The sequence below is a fragment of the Sphingomonas sp. PvP018 genome (genome assembly GCF_017876865.1).
Lineage (GTDB): Bacteria > Pseudomonadota > Alphaproteobacteria > Sphingomonadales > Sphingomonadaceae > Sphingomonas > Sphingomonas aerolata.
Window position 1 is genome coordinate 1,462,388 of sequence record NZ_JAGIOU010000001.1, and the last position, 18,088, is coordinate 1,480,475.

Below are 18,088 nucleotides of genomic sequence, written 5' to 3' on the forward strand. Positions count from 1 at the left end.
CCTCATGTATCGCCCCTCATTCCGCACCGGACGTCGGCTTTGCGCCAAAGGCCGGCGTGCCCGGCGCATGCCACAACAGCGGCAACAAGTCGCTTTCGTCAATGTCGCGGTTCGCGTCAGGAATGACGCCGAGCATCGATCCGGTCCGGCTGATCACGCGCGATACCACCGGCGCCGCGGTCCAAGCTGCGGTGGTGAAGCCATAGGATTCCTTATTACCCTTTGCGGAATCAAGGGTAACCACAACGACGTAGCGCGGCGCGTCCATCGGAAACGCGGCGGCAAAGGTCGAGACGTTGGTGTGCTTGTTATAGCCCCCCGCCTGCGCGATCTCGGCCGTACCGGTCTTGCCGCCGACGCGGTAGCCGGGCGCCTCGCCCTTGCGGCCCGTGCCATATTGCACAACCAGCCGGAGCAGCTGCCGCATCCGCGCACTCGTCGTCGTGCTGATCACGCGTCGCCCGGCGGGAATATGCGCCGGATCGATCTTCAGCAGCGTCGTCGGGCGCCAGATCCCGCCATTGACCAGTGTCGCATAGGCGTTGGCGAGGTGCAGCGGCGTGACTGCGATTCCGTGCCCATAGGCCGACGTCATCAATGTGGTGCGGGCCCAGAAGGTCGGCCAGATCGGCCGGCCCTTCTCGCGCAGTTCGATATCGGGCTTGGTGTCGAAGCCGAGCTTGCGGAACATGTTCTGCATCCCGGCGGCACCGATCTGATCGGCGATCCGCGCGGTCGCAATGTTCGACGAATAGATCAGCGTCTCGGGGATGTTCAGCCAGCGCTTTTCTTCATCGCCCGGATCGTCGTGGATTGTGTAGCCGCCAACGCGCAGCGGGACGGTCGCGTCGAAGCGCCGCGCCATCGAGGTGACGGTGCCCGAATCGATCGCCGCCGCCATCGCGATCGGCTTGAACACCGACCCCAGCTCGTACACGCTCTGCGTACCCATGTTGCGCAGTTGCTCGGTGCCCGCCATGCCGACCCGGTTGGGGTTGAAGACCGGCATCGACGTCATCGCGATCACTTCGCCGGTGTCGACGTCGAGAACGATTCCCGCCGCGCTCTTGGCCTGGAACGACGCGACCGCACGCGCGAGCTCGCTTTCCATCGCCGCCTGGACGCGCGTGTCGATCGACAGCGCGACCGGCGCGCCGTTCAGCGCAGGGTTGGTCAGCCGCTCGTCGAGGACGCGCTCCATCCCCGACATGCCGTGGCCGTCGGTCGACAGGAATCCCAGCGCATGCGCCGCCATGGTCGACTGCGGATACAGGCGCTGCGTCTCGCGCGCGAACACGATCGCGGGTTCGCCGATCGCGTTGACCTGCTCGACCAGCGCAGGCGACGCGCGGCGTTGCAGGTAGCTGAAATTCACATCCTTGGTCAGCAGACCGTAGAAGAAGGCCTGGTTGCCGCGATCGGGCATCAGCGCCGCCAGCCGCGCGGCGATCTCGGTCGGATCGCCGATCATCTTCTTGGGATGAACCGCGATCGTCCATGCGTCGATCGTCCTGGCCAGCGGCGCGCCGTTGCGATCGACGATATCGCCGCGCGCGGCGATCGCCGCGGCGCGGGCACCGGGATCGCTCAGCGACGACTGGATCGCGAGCACGCCGAGCCGGCCGATCACGACCAGCACCGCGGCCCCGAACAGGAACATCAACATCATCAGGCGCGTGTGCGCGGTCGCGACCAGCGCGTGGCGCTGCGTTGCGGTACGCCGCTCGGAAACCGGCCGGGCGACGAGGGTGGTCAACGCAGACGCCCTGCCTCGGCCCGGGCGCCGCTCAGGATCGAACCCAGCGTGTTGTCGGACAGCAGCTTGCGGTCGAGCATCGCGACTGCCTGCGGACGGACCTTGGCGACCGCGGCGAGGCGCTCGGGGGCGGCCGCGCGGACGATCGCCGTGTCGGTGGCACGGGCGGTCTGGACGGTGGCGCGGACAGTGACGGGCTTGAGCGGCGCTGCGGCAGCGACTGCCTGCACGGCGACGTCGACCGCCTGCGGTGCCGCGGCGGCGGCGGCAACCGGCAGCGACGGCACGAGCAGCTGCGCGGTCTGGACGGTGGCGCCTGCGGGCCCGCCGATCTGATTCACGTCGAGGCTGGCGAGGGCCGATTCGCTGGCGACGAACTGCCCCGCGGTCGGCGCGGACAGCGCCAGCGTATCGCCGTTCCAGCGCTCGAGCTGCGCGAGGTTCGCGCGCGTGTCGAACTCGGTCTCGAGCGCGCGGATATCGCGCTCGGCCGAGCGGATCTGGCCGTTGACGGTCTCAAGCTTCTTGCGCTCGGCGGCCACCTGCAGCGAAACGAGGTAAAAGCCGAGCACGACGGCAACGCAGCCGCCGAACCAGCCCACACCCTTCAACCGATACGCCGCCGTCATGTCGTCACCTCTTCCGTCCAAGGTTGCGCGGAGGTCCGCCGCGCCGTTCGTAAAGTCGCAGAGCGTGCGCGCGGATTGCGCGCCAGCTCGTCCTCGCCGGCGCGCACGGGGCGGCCGACATCGGTAAAACTCGGTTCTACCACGGTTTTTGCCTGTGGAAGATGACGGGAACCTGAAGGCGCACTGCCCGACCGCGTGCGCAGGAAGCGCTTCACCATGCGATCCTCCAGGCTGTGGAAGGTCACGATGGCGAGCCGTCCGCCGGGCTTGAGCGCGCGCTCCGCCGCCAGCAGGCCATCGGCGAGCTCGCCGAGTTCGCGGTTGATATGGATCCGGATCGCCTGGAACGCGCGCGTCGCGGGGTCCTTCTTGTCGTGCGCCTTGTACCCCAGCGCGCGACGGACGACATGCGCGAGCTCCCCGGTGCGCGTCATCGGTCGTGCGGCCACGATCGCCCGCGCGACGCGACGCGACTTGGGCTCGTCGCCAAAATGATAGAGGACGTCGGCGATCTCGTCCTCGTCGGCCTCGTTGACGAAATCGGCGGCGGTCATGCCAGCCTGCGCCATTCGCATGTCGAGCGGTCCGTCCGACTGGAACGAAAAGCCGCGCTCGGCCTGGTCGAGCTGCATCGACGAGACGCCGATATCGAGCGTGACCCCGTCGACAGGCAGCGCGTCGCGCGCCTCGAGTTCGGCGACCATCGCGGAAAAGTCGGTGGCGACCAGCGTCAGCCGCTCCTCGCCATCGGCCCAGTCCTGTCCGGCCGCGATCGCGTCGGGGTCACGGTCGAACGCGATGACGCAGGCGCCGCGCGACAGCAGCGCACGCGTATAGCCGCCGGCACCGAACGTCCCGTCGACGATCGTCTCGCCGGGCGCCGGGGCCAGTGCAGCGATCACCTCGTCGAGCAGGACCGGAATGTGCGGGGCGGCGGGGATCGTCTCGCTCACAGCGAAATCCCTTTTTCGGCCATGTAGAAGCGCGCCATTTCCTTGACGACGGGGGGCATGTCGTCGGTGGCGACCAGCGCGGCGGGGTCCCAGATCTCGATATAGTCTAGGACGCCGTAGAAGAACGCGTGGCCCTTGATCCCGGCATAGAAGCGCGGGAAGGCGGGCATGATGAAGCGCCCCGAGCCATCGAACGGCACGGCCTCGCCCGACGCCGCGCGACGCTTGATATTATAGTCATATTCGCCGTCTTCACGGGTATTCTCGGCCTCGCGGCGGTCGAGCTTTTCGGCGAGCAGCGCGACATAACCCGGATCATAGGCGACCAGGCAGCGGTTCTTCTGGTGTGCGCCGATGATGATGGTTCCGCCGTCCTTGCCGTTCGCCTTGGGGGCATTTGCCGACAAGATCGTCCGAAGGGCGGAAGGGATGGCTACCCGGCCCTTGTCGTCGACAAGGCCGATGCCGTCTCCTTGATATCGCCCTCGATCCGACACGCCAATATCCCGCGAATGGCGCGCACGTCTTCCCGCCTCGAACCGCAGCCTTCGCCGCGGCCCGGCCGCGCAATCGCGAACGGTGAACGTGCCCCTGTGTTAATCTCCGTCTATCACAGCGGAACGGGGACGCAACGGGATATTTGGGGATTTCCGGGAATCAAGCGCTGTATTGCCCCTGATCCGGGACCATGTGCCCTGCCGGGACGGCTCCGCGCGCACATTGATCCACAGCAAGATCGAGTCGACCCTGGCATGCGGACGCGCTGCACGTCAGCGTGATCCCGTGATTTCCCCGGCGCGGCAGCGGCGGGAAGCCCGGATCAGTTCGGAGTAGCGGGTGCCTGTGCATTGACGCTGGGTGCGAGGCCCATTTCCGCCAGTGGCTCGTCGGCACCGTCGGCGGCAGCGGTCGTGTTCGACACGGCCATGTTCGCGACGACATCGGCCTGTGCCGAGCCGGCGGCGACCACGGGTCGTTCGCGCGTCGCCGACCCGATGATCGCGCTGGCGAGCCCGATGAAGATCACCACTGCGGCGAGCCCGATCATGCCGACCTTGATCCGCTGCATGGTTTGCGATGGTGCGCGTTGCGTCTGCATCTTGTCGCGCGCATCTACCCGATCATCGCGCACTTGTCGAATTTCACCATCCCGCGGCGCGGCGCCGCCCTCGCTCACACCAGGCCCTTCGCCGCACGCCATTCGGGATTGTACAGCGTCGAGAGGTAGCGGAACCCCGTATCGCACAGGATCGTCGCGATCCGCTTGCCCGGTCCGAGCTGCCGCGCCAGCGCGACCGCGCCAGCTACGTTGATCCCCGACGACAGGCCGAGGCACAGCCCCTCCTCGTCGAGCAACTGCCGGGTCCAGGCATAGCCTTCCGCGTCCGAGATCCGGAACTGCGTGTCGATCGGCGCGCCATCGAGATTGGCGGTGATCCGCCCCTGCCCGATGCCTTCCGCAACCGAGGACCCTTCGGACTTCAGCTCGCCATGCGCGTAATAGTTATACAGCGCAGCGCCGTGCGGATCGGTCAGCGCGATGCAGATCGCCTCGTCCTTGGCCTTCAGACCCAAGCCGACGCCGGCGATCGTCCCGCCCGTCCCCGCCGCGCAGGTGAAGCCGTCGATCCGCTCGTCCATCTGCCGCCACAGCTCTTCAGCGGTACCGATGATGTGCGCGTGGCGATTGGCGGTGTTGTCGAACTGGTTCGCCCAGATCGCGCCCGGCGTCTCTTCGGCGATGCGTCGCGACGTGTGCACGAAATGGCACGGGTTGGAAAAGGCGGCGGCGGGCACCAGCACGAGTTCGGCACCCAGCGCGCGCAACGTGTCCATCTTCTCGCGGCTCTGCGTCTCGGGCATCACGATGATCGTCTTGTAGCCCTTGGCATTGGCGACCAGCGCCAGGCCGATCCCGGTATTGCCCGCGGTCCCCTCGACGATCGTCCCGCCCGGCTGGAGCAGGCCACGCGCCTCGGCATCCTCGACGATGAACAGCGCAGCGCGATCCTTGATCGACGCGCCCGGATTGGTGAACTCGCATTTGCCGAAGATATCGCACCCCGTCGCGTCGCTCGGCCCCTTCAGTCGCACCAGCGGCGTATTCCCGATCAGGGCAAGCGTATCGGGGGCGGTCAGCGTATCGGATCTCATCTGCATCGCCTGTAGATGGCGCCACTGCCGGTCCGCCACAAGCGCGCTAAAACTATCCACCGGACAAGCCGGCGCACCAAGCCCCGTCAGGCCGCCCCTTTCACGCCGCGTCGCTCCTCACCGTTTCGATGCGGGCCTGAACGCAATCCAGCGCGTCGGACAATTTGGCGCCGAGCAGCAATTCGCCCCCCTCGTCGGCCAGGCAGAGCGCCTGGGTGATGAGCGTCGATATCGCCGACAGGCGCTCGGCGGCAGGAATTTGGCCCGGCATGCAACGTCCTCTTACAACGGTTCCGTGAAATATAGTGGCAGATGCGCGACATCGGACGACCCCGGTGCCTTTATTCCCCCGCCGCTACCGGTCGAATGTGGTGGCGCAACACTGCCGGACGCCATCGCCAATGCGACGAACCGGCGCATCCCGGGGATGACCCGTCCCGCCGCGCGCGCATCGCGGCCGCTACGGCTTGACGCGATTTGCTGCATGCGCGAAGCCCCGAAGATATGAAGAAGACGCTCCCCCTCACCGCCGTCGCCGCGCTGCTTGCGCTGGCTGCTTGCAACTCCAAACCGGCTGCACCCGAGGTGGTCGACAGCAATCCTGATCCGATGGCGAACCAGCTCGCCAATGCGGCGCCGGTCGAGCTGCCGCCGTCGATCAAGTCGGAGCAGACGATGCGCTGCAAGGACAACAGCCTGGCCTATGTGATCTTCTTCCAGGGGGGCAAGCAGGCCGTGGTTCGTCTCAAGGAAGGCGGTCCGGCCACGACGCTCAAGGCGCCTGCCGAGGGTGAGCCACTGGTCGCCGACGGCGGCTGGTCGATGACGGGCACCGAGAAGTCGATCGAGCTGACCCAGCCGGGAAAGCCCGGCCAGACCTGCCACACCTGATCCTTCAGCCGGCCACGGCCGGATGATCCCGCGCCCCGGATGACCACCAGCGTCGCCCGGGGCGTTGTTATGCCGCGATGCCTTGCCATCGGCGTCGCGCACCGGCACGCTGGCCGGCATGGCAACCATCGCGATCTACAGCCTGAAGGGCGGCGTCGGTAAGACGACGCTGGCGGTCAATCTCGCCTGGTGTTCGGCAACCCGGTCGGCCCGCCGCACGATTCTCTGGGACCTCGACCCGCAGGCCGCGAGCAGTTTCCTGCTGCACGGTACCGCAGGGCGGGATCAGGCCCAGGCGATGTTCTCCCGCGATATCAGCGTCGCCAAACGGGCCCAGCCGACGCCGGTCGCGAAGCTCGACCTGATCACCGCCGACGCCTCGCTCCGCGGTCTCGACCAGCTGTTTCACACGCTCGACAAGAAAAAGCGGCTCGGCAAGCTGATCGGCGCGCTGACCGATTATGATCGTGTCCTGCTCGACTGCCCGCCGGGACTTACCGAAACCGCCGACCAGGTGATGCGCGCCGCCGATCTGATCGTCGTCCCCGTCATCCCCTCGCCGCTGTCGCAACGCGCCTATGAGGAGGTGATCCGCCATCTCGGCGGCAAGGTGCCCGTGCTGCCCGTCCATGCGATGGTCGATCGCCGGCGGCGCCTGCATGCCGACGCGCTGGCCGCCAACCCCGACTGGCCGGTCATTCCGATGAGCAGCGTGATCGAGGCGATGACCGTACAACGCGCGGCGGTCGGGGCCTTCGCACCGCGCTCGACCGCCGCGGCGGCGTTCGATCAGCTGTGGCGGACGATCGAACATCGGCTGGCGGCGGGGTCGGCAGCGGGCTAAGGCGCGACCGATGGACATTCTCGATCCGCGCCTCGTGCTTGGCGGCTATGCGGCCGGCGTCTTCCCGATGGCCGACAGCCGCGACGCGATCGACGTCTACTGGGTCGAGCCGCGCCAGCGCGCGGTCCTGCCGCTCGACGGGTTCCGGCTCTCACGCTCGCTACGCAAGACCATCGTCGCAGACCGTTTCCGCGTCACCGTCGACACGGCGTTCGGCCAGATCCTCGCGCTCTGCGCCGAAAGCGTCGAGGGCCGGCCAGAGACGTGGATCAATGCGGGGATCGAGCGGGTCTTCCACACGCTGCATCTGATGGGCTTTGCGCATTCGGTCGAATGCTGGGACGGCGACCGGTTGGTCGGCGGGCTATACGGTCTGGCGCTCGGGCGGGCCTTTTTCGGCGAAAGCATGGTCAGCCGCGCGACCGACGCGTCGAAGGTCGCGCTGGCGCATCTCGTCGCGCGGCTGAAGGCCGGCGGCTTCGACCTACTCGACTGCCAGTTCCAGACCTCGCATCTCGAATCGCTCGGCGCGATCGAGATCGAGCGCGCCGATTATATCGCGTTGCTCGCCGCAGCGCTCGATGGGGTGGTCGGCTCGACCGGCTCGTTCGGCACGGCTGCATCGTTGGCCGCCACCGGCGATTTCTTCGCGCTCGACCGCGCCGCCGCAGGTGCGCCCGACGATGCCGTATCCGGCCCGGTCGCGGGGAAGGTCATCGCGCAGCTTTTGGTCCAGACGTCGTAGATCGGATGCTGCACCGCGTTCAGCGCGGGGCGCTCCTTGTACAGCCAGCCCGAAAATGTCCGCCGCCATTTCTTGTCGACGCCGCGGACGATCACCTGGACAAAAGCCCCCGTCAGCTGTTCGGGCTCCCAGGGTGCGGTCTGTTCGCAGGCCCGCAGGCGCAGGACGACGTCGCCCATCCGGGTCGCCTGTCCTGGCTTCAGCGTGACGTCGCGCGTCACGCCGTTCCGCTTGTTGAGCAGGCCGATCACCGCGACGCGCTCTGCCATCGGCGTCCCGCCATTGGCGAGCGCCGCGCCGCCCGTGTCGATCGTCTCGACCGACCCGTCACCAGCCTGATCGCCGCCCGGCAGATCCTGCTGGACCACGACGGTCGTATCGACCTTGCGGTTCGTCCAGGCGCGATAGCCGAACCAGCCACCGACCGCGAGAACCACGACCAGGATCGCCGCAGCGATCCGGCGCTGCATCACTCAGGCACCCACGCTTCGTAATCGCCGGTCGCCGCGGCGCGCTGGCCACCCTTTTCCATCGCGCCCGTCGGGCGATAGGCGAGTGCGGTACCCGTCAGATTCGGCAGGGCGGGCTTCTGCCAGGGGCGGACCAGCGGCAGGGCACGATCGGGCACGTCGGCGACCTGATGGTGCAGCCAGCTGAACCAGGCGGGTGGAACCCGGCTGGCGTCGGTCGCACCCTGATAGATCACCCAGCGGCGCGGATTGCCCGCGGTGTCCTTGCCGCCTTCATAATAGACGTTGCCGAGCGCGTCCTCGCCCATCCGCGTCTTGCCGCGAAGCCCGAATTTGGTGCCGAGCGTGGCGCCGTTCCACCAGGTGAAGGTCGATGCGAGAAATCCCATAGCCGCCGCTTAGCGGGTGCACGCCGCGCCATCAACCTCGAACGCAGTGTCGGCGCCATGGCAAGACGGCGCTGTGTCGTGGATATGGCGGTTCAGCCCGGCGCGCCCGGCCATTCGACGCGGTCGCCCTCGGCGATGCCGAGTTCCCCGGCACGCCCGCCCATGATCTCGAGCACCGCGCCGACGGGTTCGCCCGACGGGATCGGCGTTTCGGAGAAGGGGATCGTGTTCTCGGCGATCCGCGCGATCGTCCGGTCGGCGCGGATATAGATGATGTCGAGCGGGCTCGGCGTGTTCTTCATCCAGAAACTCGCCTCGCGCGGCCCGCTGCCGTCGGTCGGATAGGGCCAGAACAGCATGCCCCGATTCGGCTTGAGATCGGTCCGGTACATCAGCCCGCGGGCCTGCTCCGCCTCGGTCTTGGCGCTCTCGACCGTGAACACATGCGCGCCGTTCGCACTGTGGATCGTCACGGCTAGCGTCGCAGCAGCCTGACCCGGTCCAGCACCGGTGCCCGTGCCGGTCGCAGGGCCCGCGACGGTAGCGTCTGGGGCGGCGGAGTCGCCGGCCCGAGCGTCGCCGTTCGAACACGCGCACAGGCCGAGCGCCAGAAGCGCGGCGAAGACGGTTTTACTCATTACATATATCCCCGGTTGCGGCGGGCCGGTTACCACGCCGGCGCGGATCGCTCCACCGTGACGGCCAGCGGCCCCTTGCGACCGGTCACGATTCGCGCCTGCAACGGCTGATCGGGCTCAACGACGTCGATCCCCGCCCGCCGCAGCGTTTCCATATGGATGAACACGTCACTGTCGTCGCTTGCCCGTACCAGGAAGCCATAGCCCTTGAGCCGGTTGAACCACTTGACGACGACGGGTTCGAACGGGCCTGCGGCATCGATCAGCGCGACCGGATCGATCCGGTCGACCGGCGCCGCCGTGCCCGGTCGTGCCGCCGTTTCCTCGACCGCGCCGCTCAGATCGATCGACAGGACCTCGCGTGCCTGGAAGCCCCGCCCGCGCTGCACCGCGACCACGTCGACCCGCGCGCCCTCTGGCAGGCTGCGCCGGCCATGCGGCTGGAGTACCGAGAAATGGATCAGGATATCGCCGATCGCCGTATCGTCAGCGACCGCGAAGCCGAAACCGCGCGTCACATCGAACCATTTGATGACCCCGCCGAGCACGGACGGCTCCGCAACAGCCTGTGCAGTCGCTTGTACAGCGGGCTGATCGACGCCTTGTTCTATGTCCGGCACTGCGCGCGGTCCCGCGGCCGCCACCGCGTCCGGTACCGTGGCCGGCCTGTCCCCGTCATATTGCGCTTCACTACGCATCGTTACGCACCCCTGCACCTTGCTAGCACGCTTCGTCGCAGCCGCAACAACCTGCAATGCGTCTTCACTCAAAATCTGTCGTATCGATCGTTTCAGACGGGGACGCAGCAAGAATTTTGCGTGCCAGATCGAAACCGTGGCCGGCGCGCACCATCGCGCTGAGCTGCTTTTGCCGCAGCGCACGATTCTCGGCCCCGCCCCCGTCGCTATCGTCCGACCGGGCATAAGGACCCAGCCGCTTGCGCTTCGCATAGGCCAGCGCCGCATCGACGTCGCGCGCCGCGATTTCGGGGGCAAGCGCATCGGCATCGGCCTCGTCGATCCCCGCCTCGCGAAACGCCCCCGCGACGCGCCGCGCGCCCAGGCCGCGGCGCTGCATCGCTGCCGCCCGCGCCTCGGCGAAGCCGCGATCGTCGATATAGCCGAGATCTGCCAGTCTTTGCGCCAGCCCTTCGGGATCGGCGGGCGGCACCGCCGGGCCGGTTTCGGGCGCCTCGACCCAGCCGCGCTCGCGTATTTTGCGCCGCAGATAATCGCTCAGGCGGCCGCGCGTGGTCGCGAATCGCTCGACATAGCGCAGCGCCAACCCCTCCAGTCCCGCGGCATCCAGCGGTTTTGGCGGGCGTTTCTCCTGTCTTTCTCGGCGGCGATCCTGGGTCACGCCATCATTGTGCCACACTGGGATAGGATTTTGAACGCCACGACCGTGCATGGCTGGCCTTTGCACGGTCTCAAGCGGCGAATGTCCCAGGACAGGCCGCGACGTGGAAGACAGGACGCACATGACGATCGACACCTTTCAGACGACGGCGACGAACGGGCTGGTAAAGCCTGCGGTCGCACCGTCGGCCGATCCGATGCCGGCGCAGCGCACGGCGACGCCCACCGCGGACACGCTGCCGCGCCGCTTTGCCGACTTCGCGACACTTGGCGAGGCGCTCGACTATGCGGCGACGGGGCAGCGCGGCCTCAACTTCCATGACGCGCGCGGTACGCTCAGCCAGCCCTATCCCTATGCGACGCTGCGTCGTGACGCGCTGGCGATGGCCGACCGCCTGATCGCCGCCGGCGTCGCGCCTGCCGACCGCATCGCGCTGGTCGCCGAGACCGGCCCAGAATTCGCCGCGTTGTTCTTCGGTGTCGTCTATGCGGGCGCCTGGCCGGTGCCGCTGCCCCTGCCGACGTCGTTCGGCGGCCGCGATTCCTACATCGAACAGCTCCGCGTCCAGCTTTCGAGCTGCGATCCCAAGATGCTGATCTTCCCGCCCGAGCTCGCGCAGATGGCGAGCGAGGCGGCGCGTCTGGCGGGCACGCACGGGATCGACTGGTCCGAATTCGCGACCCGCGAAGCCCCCGCCGCCACGCTGCCCGAGGCCCGTCCGGACGACATCGCCTATCTGCAATATTCGAGCGGCTCGACGCGGTTCCCCCACGGCGTCGTCATCACGCACGAGGCGTTGCTGAACAATCTCGCCGCGCACAGCCACGGCATGGAAGTCTGCGACACCGATCGCTGCGTGTCATGGCTGCCCTGGTATCACGACATGGGGCTGGTCGGCTGCTTCCTGTCGCCGATCGCCAACCAGGTCTCGACCGATTACCTCAAGACCGAGGATTTCGCGCGCCGTCCGCTCGCCTGGCTCGATCTCATCAGCCGCAACACCGGCACGACGCTCAGCTATTCGCCGACCTTCGGCTATGACATCTGCGCGCGCCGCATGTCGTCGCAGACCAAGGCGAGCGACCGCTTCGACCTGTCGCGCTGGCGCGTCGCGGGCAATGGCGCCGACATGATCCGTCCCGACGTGATGCAGTCGTTCGTCGACGCCTTTGCCGATGCCGGGTTCCAGGCGTCTGCCTTCCTGCCCAGCTACGGCCTTGCCGAGGCGACGCTGGCGGTATCGCTGATGCCGCCGGGCGAAGGGATCCGCGTCGAGCTGGTCGAGGAAACCCAGCTGTCGGGCGGCGCGCGCGGCGAGGACCGCCCGCAGCGCTACCGGGCGATCGTCAATTGCGGCAAGCCGGTGCGCGACATGACGATCGAGATCCGCGAAGAGGACGGCACGCCCCTCCCCGAGCGCGCGATCGGCAAGGTCTGGTGCAGGGGCAAGTCGGTGATGGTCGGCTATTTCCGCGACGATGCCGCCACCGCGGCGTGCATGTCCGACGGCTGGCTCGATACCGGCGACATGGGCTATATGTCCGACGGCTATATCTACATCGTCGGCCGGGCGAAGGACATGATCATCGTCAACGGCAAGAACCACTGGCCGCAGGACATCGAATGGGCGGTCGAGCAGCTGCCCGGGTTCAAGGCGGGCGACATCGCCGCATTCGCGATCACGACCCCGGGAGGCGAGGAAACCCCCGCCGTCCTCGTCCAGTGCCGCAGCTCCGACGAGGGTGAACGCCTGCGCCTGCGCGACGAGATCCGCGAACGCGTCCGCTCGGTGACGGGCATGAATTGCGTGATCGAGCTGATCCCTCCCCGCACGCTGCCGCGCACCTCGTCGGGCAAGCTCAGCCGCGCCAAGGCGCGCAACCTGTACCTGAGCGGCGACATCAAGCCCTATGACATCGCTGCCTGACGTTGCCTGCCCCGCCGCACCGTCCCGCCAGTGCGGCGGGACGGTCGCGGCCCCTGCCCCCGACCCGGTTATTTTTCACAACGCGGGGGATGGGAACGTTGCGATAACCAACGTGCATTAAGCCCGGCGGTGTGAACAGCCAGTCGCCTTCCGGATCCGATACGCCCTCGCCGACCATGCCGGCGCGTACACGAATGTCGACGCATCACATGCCCATCGACATGCGTGCGCTGCTCGCGCTGTCGGAAGGGTGCGATCCCAGGGAATGGGGCCGGCTTCGCGCGGCGCAGCTCGACGCCGGCCGGCAACTCGCCTGGTTCGCCCTCGCCGCCAACCTGCTCGCGACCGCCGTCTGTGCCGCATTGCTCTATCCCCGGATGCCGTTCTGGCAGGTCACGTCATGGTCGACGCTCCTGATCGCCGGCACCGTGTGGGTGACCGTCCGCCGCCGCCTCGCTCCCTCGCGCGCTGCCGGGCATGGCGGCAGGACGGATATCCGCGCAACCTTGTGGGAGGGGGGTAGCCTTGCTCTGGCCTGGTCGGTCATCCCGGTGTTCTTCTGCCCGCAGGTCCCGGTCGCGACGAGCATCGGGCTCGGGCTCACGCTGATGATCGTGATGACGGGGGCAGCCTTCGCGATGGCACCGCTGCCGCTCGCCACGCTCATGTTTATCGGCACGCTCGGGTTCGTATCGTTCGTCCAGCTCATGCTGATGCACGCGGGTGCGATCGCCGGGGGGGTGCTCGCCTTCACGCTGTTGCTGATGACCGCCTGCCTCAGCCGGACGCGCGCGCTGGTCACGATCCACAATGCGCAGGCGGTGCTCGACGAACGCGACGAGACGATCAGCGTGCTCCTGCTCGAATTCGAGGAGAGCGCTGCCGAATGGCTGTGGGAGACCGACGCGACACGACGCGTCATCCGGCCCAGCGCCCGCTTCGCGCGGGCTTGCGGTCGCGCGCCGGCGGATATCGACGGCATGCCGATCCTCCAACTGCTGGCCGGACCATCCTGGGACAGCGGCACGTTCGCGGCCGGCCTGCGCGCGCTTGCCGAAAAGCTGCGCAACCGGGACAGCTTCGTCAACCTGAGACTGCCGATCCGCTTCACCGAACAGGAGCGCTGGTGGCAGCTGGCCGCCGCCCCGCGATACGACGACCGCGGAATATTCTGCGGTTTCCGCGGCGTCGGCGCGGATGTCACGGACCAGCGCGCCTCCGCGGACAAGATCAACCGCATGGCGCGGTTCGACACGTTGACCGGGCTGCCCAACCGCCGGCTGATCACCGAGACGCTGTCCGACGCGATGATCGCGGCGGAGGCCTGTGGCGGACGCTGCGCGTTCATGATGCTCGATCTCGACCGGTTCAAGGCGGTCAACGACACGCTCGGCCACCCGGTCGGCGACCGGCTGCTGTGCCAGGTCGCGGAACGGCTCGGCCATATGATGAGCGCGAACGAATCCTGCGGGCGGCTTGGCGGCGACGAGTTCGCGCTCGTCGTCCGCGACGCCAGCGATACGGGCGCGGTCGAGGAGCTCGCCGGACGCATCATCACCGCATTGTCGCGGCCCTACGACGTCGATCACTATACGCTGCATATCGGCGCCAGCATCGGGCTTGCCTTCGGGCCGCGCGACGGGCGCACGTCGGAGATGCTGATCCGGTCCGCCGATCTGGCGCTCTATCGCGCCAAGGATGCCGGTCGCGGTGTGTATCGCGTCTACGAACCCGCGCTTTACGTCCAGGCGGAGGAGCGGCGGGTGCTTGAGATCGCGCTGCGCGGCGCACTCGATCGGGGTGAGATGTCCCTCGCCTATCAGCCGATCATCGACACGCAGGGCGGCATGCTGCGCGGCTTCGAGGCGCTGCTGCGCTGGGAAAGCCCGGAGTTCGGCATGGTCCCGCCGTCCCGCTTCATCCCGCTCGCCGAAGACGCACGGATCATCGCGCAGATCGGCGCCTGGGTCCTGCGCACCGCCTGCGCCGAAGCCGCGAGCTGGCCGGAGGGTCTGCGCATCGCCGTCAACGTGTCGCCGGTCCAGCTGCAGAATGACGGTTTCGTCACGACCGTCGCGACCGTGCTTGCCGACAGCGGGCTGTCGGCCGACCGGCTCGAGCTCGAGGTTACCGAGGGTGTCTTCCTGCGCGAGGATCGTGGAGCGACGACGACCCTCGCGCGTATCCTCGACCTTGGCGTACGCCTGAGCCTCGACGATTTCGGCATTGGCCACTCGTCGCTGGGCTATCTCAGCCGCACTCGTTTTTCCTCGATCAAGATCGACGGCAGCTTCGTCCGCGCCGCAGCACGCGGCGGCCGCGAGGCGCTGGCGATCATCCGCGCGGTGGTCGCGCTGGCGCAAAGCCTCGACATTGCGACCACCGCGGAAGGGGTGGAGACGCAGGACGAGCGTCAGCTCGTCGCGGCACTCGGCTGCACGCACGCGCAAGGCGATCTGTTCGGTCGCGCCCTCCCCGTCACCGAAACCCGCACGCTGGCAGAGCGCGACTGGACTGATTCGGCCGCGGCCTGACGTCGCGAAGGCGCGCCAGCCGAGCATCCCGGCATAGCTTTGCAGCGGCGGCGGCAGGATCAGCCGGGCCAGGCCACCCCCGACAACGACGACCATCGCGCACAGGCTGATCTGCGTCGACCTGCGCCGGTCGTACACCCGATCAGCGCCAGAAGGCTTTCCGGTCGAGCAGCGCCGAGTGCGCCGCGGCAGCGCGGTCGAGGCGCTTGGCGTGTTTGCGATCGTCGACCAGCGCCGCTTCATTGTCTTCCATACCCAGCCGGGCGAGGATCGCGGGCACCGTTGCCGCGTCGTTCAGCGTGCCGAGTCGGTCCTGCAGCGTTTCGAGCGTCGAGACGAACTTGGTCTGCCGCTTTTGCTGCACCGCATCGGCGAACAGGTCCGCGAAGAATTCCGTCGCATAGCGCAGCGTCTTGGCGTCCTTACGGATCGCATGGCGTTCGTCGTCCGTCAGCAGCGCGAGCGATGGCGCGTCGATCTTGAGCGCCTTGCGTCGCTTGCGGAGCGCCGCCGCTGCAAATTCGCGGGCGGGCGCCTCGCGCACCTCCCGCGTCGCGTCCGCCGTCGACCAGTCGCCGACCGCGAGCCACTGCGTCAGATCGAGCACCACCGCCCGCACGCGCGACGACTCCAGCGCCACATCGACCTCGTCATAGGCCAGACCGCGCGCCGCCTCGATCCGGTCAAAGACGTCCCCCGCGCCCAGCTTCGCCGCCGCCATGTCCGCCAGCACGTCGAGATCGCGCGCCTGCCCCAGCGTCTGGGCCAGCCAGCGCAGCTCGGACCGGAAATGCGCCGTCTGCTCGCGTCCCAGCACGCGCTTGAAGAGCCCAATCGCGGCGCGCGTCCGCCGCAACGCGACACGCGCCTGGTGCAGCGCTTCCGGCGCGCGCGTTTCCAGCAGGATCGTCTCGTTCAGCCGATAATGCCGCAGGCAGGCGCCAATAACCGTCCGGAGCGCCTCGATCGTCGTCGCGTCGTCATCGAGCGACACCGGCTCGGCCTTGAAGGCGCGACGCACTGGCCCGGTCAGGCCGTAACCGCGCTCGGACTTCGTCACGACGCCCAGCCGCAGCGGCACCATTTCCGCGATCCGGCGGGCCAGCGTGAACAGCGCGGTCGGATCGCCGCGCTTCAGTTCGATCTCGACTTCGCAGACCGGCGACTGCCGCTCGCCAACCCGGACCATCCCGCGGTCCAGCACGAGTTCGATCTCCGCCCCGTTCTCGCTGATCTCCCAGCTGCGTCGTTCGACCGACACGGTGAAGGCCGGCGCGAGCCGTTCGGTCGTCCCGTCGAGCAGCGCGAAGACCGGCGTGGTGTCGTCGAGACGCGGACGATCGTCCGTGACCGGCCGTTCCCATTCGGGGCGCGAGAACAACCCCGCACCCTTTGCCGGGTCGATCTTGATCGTCTGGATCCGCGTATCGCCCGCGCGCCGGATCCGCAGCGACGCGCCGTGCCCCCGCAACGTTTGCTCGGGCGTGTCGAAATAGATCGCCTCGAGCATCGTGGTACGGGTCGCGTCATCCGACGGCAGTTCGCGCGCGACCTGGTCCGCGGCGTCCGCCGTCAGCACGAGCTTCAATTCGACTTCCTGCATCATCCGCGTGTCCGATCTGCGTCCTCCTCGACATAACGCATATCGGCGATCGAAGGGCCAAGCGGATGTGCCCGCTGCGGCTAGCTTGTCAGCTCATCGCGGCGGCCACGGCCGTCATGGACGGTGCGGATGATGCTGCTGACACTGACCGGGGGTGTCGGGATGTGCAGCGCCTGGGTCGGCGTGCCAATGACCGCCGCGCGGGCGCGCAGGCTGGATTTCAGGAATAGCGTCTCCGATGCGAGAAAACGGCGCGGCGTCGTGCCGAGGAACGTCGTCGCATCGCGCAGGAAATGCGACGCATCGAAATAGCTGCTGTCGATCGCCGAATAATCGACATGGCCATCGGGCCGGATCAGCCGGATGAACGACCGCAGGAAGCGCGCACGCCGCAGCAGCATCTTGGGCAGCATGCCGAAATGGCGGGTGGCGAGCCGCCTGAGCGCGTGCGTCTCGATCCCCAGCCGGTCGGCGACATCCTGCATCTCGATCACCCCGTCGGTCACCGTCAGCGCGGCGAACGCACGGATCAGTTCCTCCTGCGGGTGCCGGCGCTGAAACAGCGGTTCCAGCACGTCGTCGAGGAACGGCTTGATCATCGCATCGTCGGACAGCGCGTCGAGCCCCGTCGTCAGCCGGCGCGACACCTCCGGACCTAGCAGCGTCTCGAGCGGCACGATGCGGTTGCGGAAATCGCCTGCCAGCCGCGACGTCATCCGGGACCAGCCGATCGCGCTGATTCCGATCCCGACCGCGACGCCGCCATGTGTGACGGTGCGAAACGCGCGGCTGGTCGGGCCGTAGAGACTGGCACGCTCGAGCGGCCCGAACCGGTGGTTGCCGATCGCCACGGTGATCGGCCCCGCATCCGCGAGGATAGAAATCATAACCGGTGCAGGTAGATACCAGTTGACGAGCGGATTGCGATCACTGGCCGAATAGATCGCATATCCGGTCAGGCATTCGGCAAGGCTTGCCTGGGGCAAGTCATAGCGCATCCGCATTCCCGGTGGCATCGCAAATTTTTCCGGCGATACACCCGGAGAGTGTGTTCCACCAAAAACTTGATCTACGTTCATACCATCCACTCGTTTCTGTACGGAAGTATCCGCGCGCTTGCGGTCTATGGCTATACTGCTTTGCAGCGAAACGCTAGTTGTCCTATAATCTGGCTTAGTATTGATTGGCTTCAATAC

The 18,088-nt window shown here is 67.6% G+C and carries 18 protein-coding genes and 1 pseudogene; 5 read left to right on the forward strand and 14 right to left on the reverse strand.

Features of this window, described 5'->3' with window-relative positions:
* Positions 1-16 precede the first annotated feature (16 nt).
* The 7 genes from J3A66_RS06265 to J3A66_RS06295 all read right to left on the reverse strand — a co-directional run bounded on the left by J3A66_RS06265 (position 17) and on the right by J3A66_RS06295 (position 5,763).
* The gene (locus J3A66_RS06265) at positions 17-1,756 is read right to left on the reverse strand and encodes a penicillin-binding protein 2 (RefSeq protein ID WP_037528403.1); all 1,740 of its coding nucleotides are present in this window, start codon (positions 1,754-1,756) and stop codon (positions 17-19) included.
* Positions 1,753-2,385 carry a hypothetical protein gene (locus tag J3A66_RS06270; protein ID WP_031440797.1) on the reverse strand — a complete coding sequence of 211 codons (633 nt, stop codon included), beginning with the start codon at positions 2,383-2,385 and terminating at the stop codon, positions 1,753-1,755. Before J3A66_RS06270 ends, J3A66_RS06265 begins: the two co-directional genes overlap by 4 nt.
* The gene (rsmH, locus tag J3A66_RS06275) at positions 2,382-3,338 is read right to left on the reverse strand and encodes a 16S rRNA (cytosine(1402)-N(4))-methyltransferase RsmH (protein ID WP_348634002.1); all 957 of its coding nucleotides are present in this window, start codon (positions 3,336-3,338) and stop codon (positions 2,382-2,384) included. The genes J3A66_RS06270 and rsmH overlap by 4 nt, the downstream gene beginning before the upstream one ends.
* Complete coding sequence (locus J3A66_RS06280; protein ID WP_320481608.1) at positions 3,335-3,745, reverse strand: division/cell wall cluster transcriptional repressor MraZ; 411 nt, start codon at positions 3,743-3,745, stop codon at positions 3,335-3,337. Before J3A66_RS06280 ends, rsmH begins: the two co-directional genes overlap by 4 nt.
* A gap of 413 nt (positions 3,746-4,158) precedes the next feature.
* Positions 4,159-4,470 (reverse strand): hypothetical protein, encoded by a 312-nt coding sequence (locus J3A66_RS06285; protein ID WP_348634003.1) that lies wholly within the window; start codon positions 4,468-4,470, stop codon positions 4,159-4,161.
* Between the two features lie 41 nt (positions 4,471-4,511).
* On the reverse strand, positions 4,512-5,492 hold the full coding sequence (locus J3A66_RS06290; RefSeq protein ID WP_107932811.1) for a cysteine synthase A: 981 nt from the start codon (positions 5,490-5,492) through the stop codon (positions 4,512-4,514).
* A gap of 100 nt (positions 5,493-5,592) precedes the next feature.
* Positions 5,593-5,763 (reverse strand): hypothetical protein, encoded by a 171-nt coding sequence (locus J3A66_RS06295; RefSeq protein WP_156363533.1) that lies wholly within the window; start codon positions 5,761-5,763, stop codon positions 5,593-5,595.
* 233 nt (positions 5,764-5,996) lie between these two features.
* Here J3A66_RS06295 and J3A66_RS06300 point away from each other — a divergent pair, with 233 nt between their 5' ends.
* The 3 genes from J3A66_RS06300 to aat all read left to right on the forward strand — a co-directional run bounded on the left by J3A66_RS06300 (position 5,997) and on the right by aat (position 7,972).
* Complete coding sequence (locus J3A66_RS06300; RefSeq protein ID WP_209567794.1) at positions 5,997-6,383, forward strand: hypothetical protein; 387 nt, start codon at positions 5,997-5,999, stop codon at positions 6,381-6,383.
* Positions 6,384-6,501: 118 nt separating this feature from the next.
* The gene (locus tag J3A66_RS06305; protein WP_031440793.1) at positions 6,502-7,227 is read left to right on the forward strand and encodes a ParA family protein; all 726 of its coding nucleotides are present in this window, start codon (positions 6,502-6,504) and stop codon (positions 7,225-7,227) included.
* A gap of 10 nt (positions 7,228-7,237) precedes the next feature.
* Positions 7,238-7,972 carry a leucyl/phenylalanyl-tRNA--protein transferase gene (aat, locus tag J3A66_RS06310; RefSeq protein WP_209567796.1) on the forward strand — a complete coding sequence of 245 codons (735 nt, stop codon included), beginning with the start codon at positions 7,238-7,240 and terminating at the stop codon, positions 7,970-7,972.
* A gap of 35 nt (positions 7,973-8,007) precedes the next feature.
* On the opposite strand, the pseudogene J3A66_RS19515 reads toward aat, so the two are convergent.
* From J3A66_RS19515 to J3A66_RS06335, 5 genes and pseudogenes are all read right to left on the reverse strand, one after another.
* Positions 8,008-8,442, reverse strand: a pseudogene (locus J3A66_RS19515) (DUF2155 domain-containing protein); the annotation flags it as partial.
* Positions 8,442-8,831 (reverse strand): NADH:ubiquinone oxidoreductase subunit NDUFA12, encoded by a 390-nt coding sequence (locus tag J3A66_RS06320; protein ID WP_209567798.1) that lies wholly within the window; start codon positions 8,829-8,831, stop codon positions 8,442-8,444. The gene J3A66_RS06320 and the pseudogene J3A66_RS19515, both read right to left, overlap by 1 nt.
* 92 nt (positions 8,832-8,923) lie before the next feature.
* Positions 8,924-9,469: a DUF192 domain-containing protein gene (locus tag J3A66_RS06325; protein ID WP_209567801.1), complete on the reverse strand. Its 546-nt coding sequence runs from the start codon at positions 9,467-9,469 to the stop codon at positions 8,924-8,926.
* A 29-nt stretch (positions 9,470-9,498) separates the two neighbouring features.
* Positions 9,499-10,167, reverse strand: a complete 669-nt coding sequence (locus tag J3A66_RS06330) for a cold shock domain-containing protein (protein ID WP_209567802.1) — start codon at positions 10,165-10,167, stop codon at positions 9,499-9,501.
* Between the two features lie 64 nt (positions 10,168-10,231).
* Positions 10,232-10,753 carry a RecX family transcriptional regulator gene (locus J3A66_RS06335; RefSeq protein WP_245336715.1) on the reverse strand — a complete coding sequence of 174 codons (522 nt, stop codon included), beginning with the start codon at positions 10,751-10,753 and terminating at the stop codon, positions 10,232-10,234.
* 271 nt (positions 10,754-11,024) lie between these two features.
* Between J3A66_RS06335 and J3A66_RS06340 the strand changes: the two genes are divergently transcribed.
* Positions 11,025-12,755 (forward strand): fatty acyl-AMP ligase, encoded by a 1,731-nt coding sequence (locus J3A66_RS06340; protein WP_209570417.1) that lies wholly within the window; start codon positions 11,025-11,027, stop codon positions 12,753-12,755.
* Positions 12,756-12,964: 209 nt separating this feature from the next.
* Positions 12,965-15,289: an EAL domain-containing protein gene (locus tag J3A66_RS06345; protein ID WP_245336716.1), complete on the forward strand. Its 2,325-nt coding sequence runs from the start codon at positions 12,965-12,967 to the stop codon at positions 15,287-15,289.
* Between the two features lie 142 nt (positions 15,290-15,431).
* On the opposite strand, the gene J3A66_RS06350 is transcribed toward J3A66_RS06345, so the two are convergent.
* Both J3A66_RS06350 and J3A66_RS06355 read right to left on the reverse strand, forming a co-directional pair.
* Positions 15,432-16,895: a CHAD domain-containing protein gene (locus J3A66_RS06350; protein ID WP_209567808.1), complete on the reverse strand. Its 1,464-nt coding sequence runs from the start codon at positions 16,893-16,895 to the stop codon at positions 15,432-15,434.
* Positions 16,896-16,972: 77 nt separating this feature from the next.
* Complete coding sequence (locus J3A66_RS06355) at positions 16,973-17,890, reverse strand: helix-turn-helix domain-containing protein (RefSeq protein ID WP_159043707.1); 918 nt, start codon at positions 17,888-17,890, stop codon at positions 16,973-16,975.
* Between the last annotated feature and the right edge of the window lie 198 nt (positions 17,891-18,088).

Bases quoted from the DNA above. Each gene is read 5' to 3' on its own strand.
- J3A66_RS06270 (WP_031440797.1), bottom strand. From the start codon at position 2,385: ATGACGGCGGCGTATCGGTTGAAGGGTGTGGGCTGGTTCGGCGGCTGC.
- J3A66_RS06290 (WP_107932811.1), bottom strand. From the start codon at position 5,492: ATGAGATCCGATACGCTGACCGCCCCCGATACGCTTGCCCTGATCGGG.
- J3A66_RS06295 (WP_156363533.1), bottom strand. From the start codon at position 5,763: ATGCCGGGCCAAATTCCTGCCGCCGAGCGCCTGTCGGCGATATCGACG.
- J3A66_RS06300 (WP_209567794.1), top strand. From the start codon at position 5,997: ATGAAGAAGACGCTCCCCCTCACCGCCGTCGCCGCGCTGCTTGCGCTG.
- J3A66_RS06305 (WP_031440793.1), top strand. From the start codon at position 6,502: ATGGCAACCATCGCGATCTACAGCCTGAAGGGCGGCGTCGGTAAGACG.
- aat (WP_209567796.1), top strand. From the start codon at position 7,238: ATGGACATTCTCGATCCGCGCCTCGTGCTTGGCGGCTATGCGGCCGGC.
- J3A66_RS06320 (WP_209567798.1), bottom strand. From the start codon at position 8,831: ATGGGATTTCTCGCATCGACCTTCACCTGGTGGAACGGCGCCACGCTC.
- J3A66_RS06325 (WP_209567801.1), bottom strand. From the start codon at position 9,469: ATGAGTAAAACCGTCTTCGCCGCGCTTCTGGCGCTCGGCCTGTGCGCG.
- J3A66_RS06330 (WP_209567802.1), bottom strand. From the start codon at position 10,167: ATGCGTAGTGAAGCGCAATATGACGGGGACAGGCCGGCCACGGTACCG.
- J3A66_RS06340 (WP_209570417.1), top strand. From the start codon at position 11,025: ATGCCGGCGCAGCGCACGGCGACGCCCACCGCGGACACGCTGCCGCGC.
- J3A66_RS06345 (WP_245336716.1), top strand. From the start codon at position 12,965: ATGCCCATCGACATGCGTGCGCTGCTCGCGCTGTCGGAAGGGTGCGAT.
- J3A66_RS06350 (WP_209567808.1), bottom strand. From the start codon at position 16,895: ATGATGCAGGAAGTCGAATTGAAGCTCGTGCTGACGGCGGACGCCGCG.
- J3A66_RS06355 (WP_159043707.1), bottom strand. From the start codon at position 17,890: ATGCGCTATGACTTGCCCCAGGCAAGCCTTGCCGAATGCCTGACCGGA.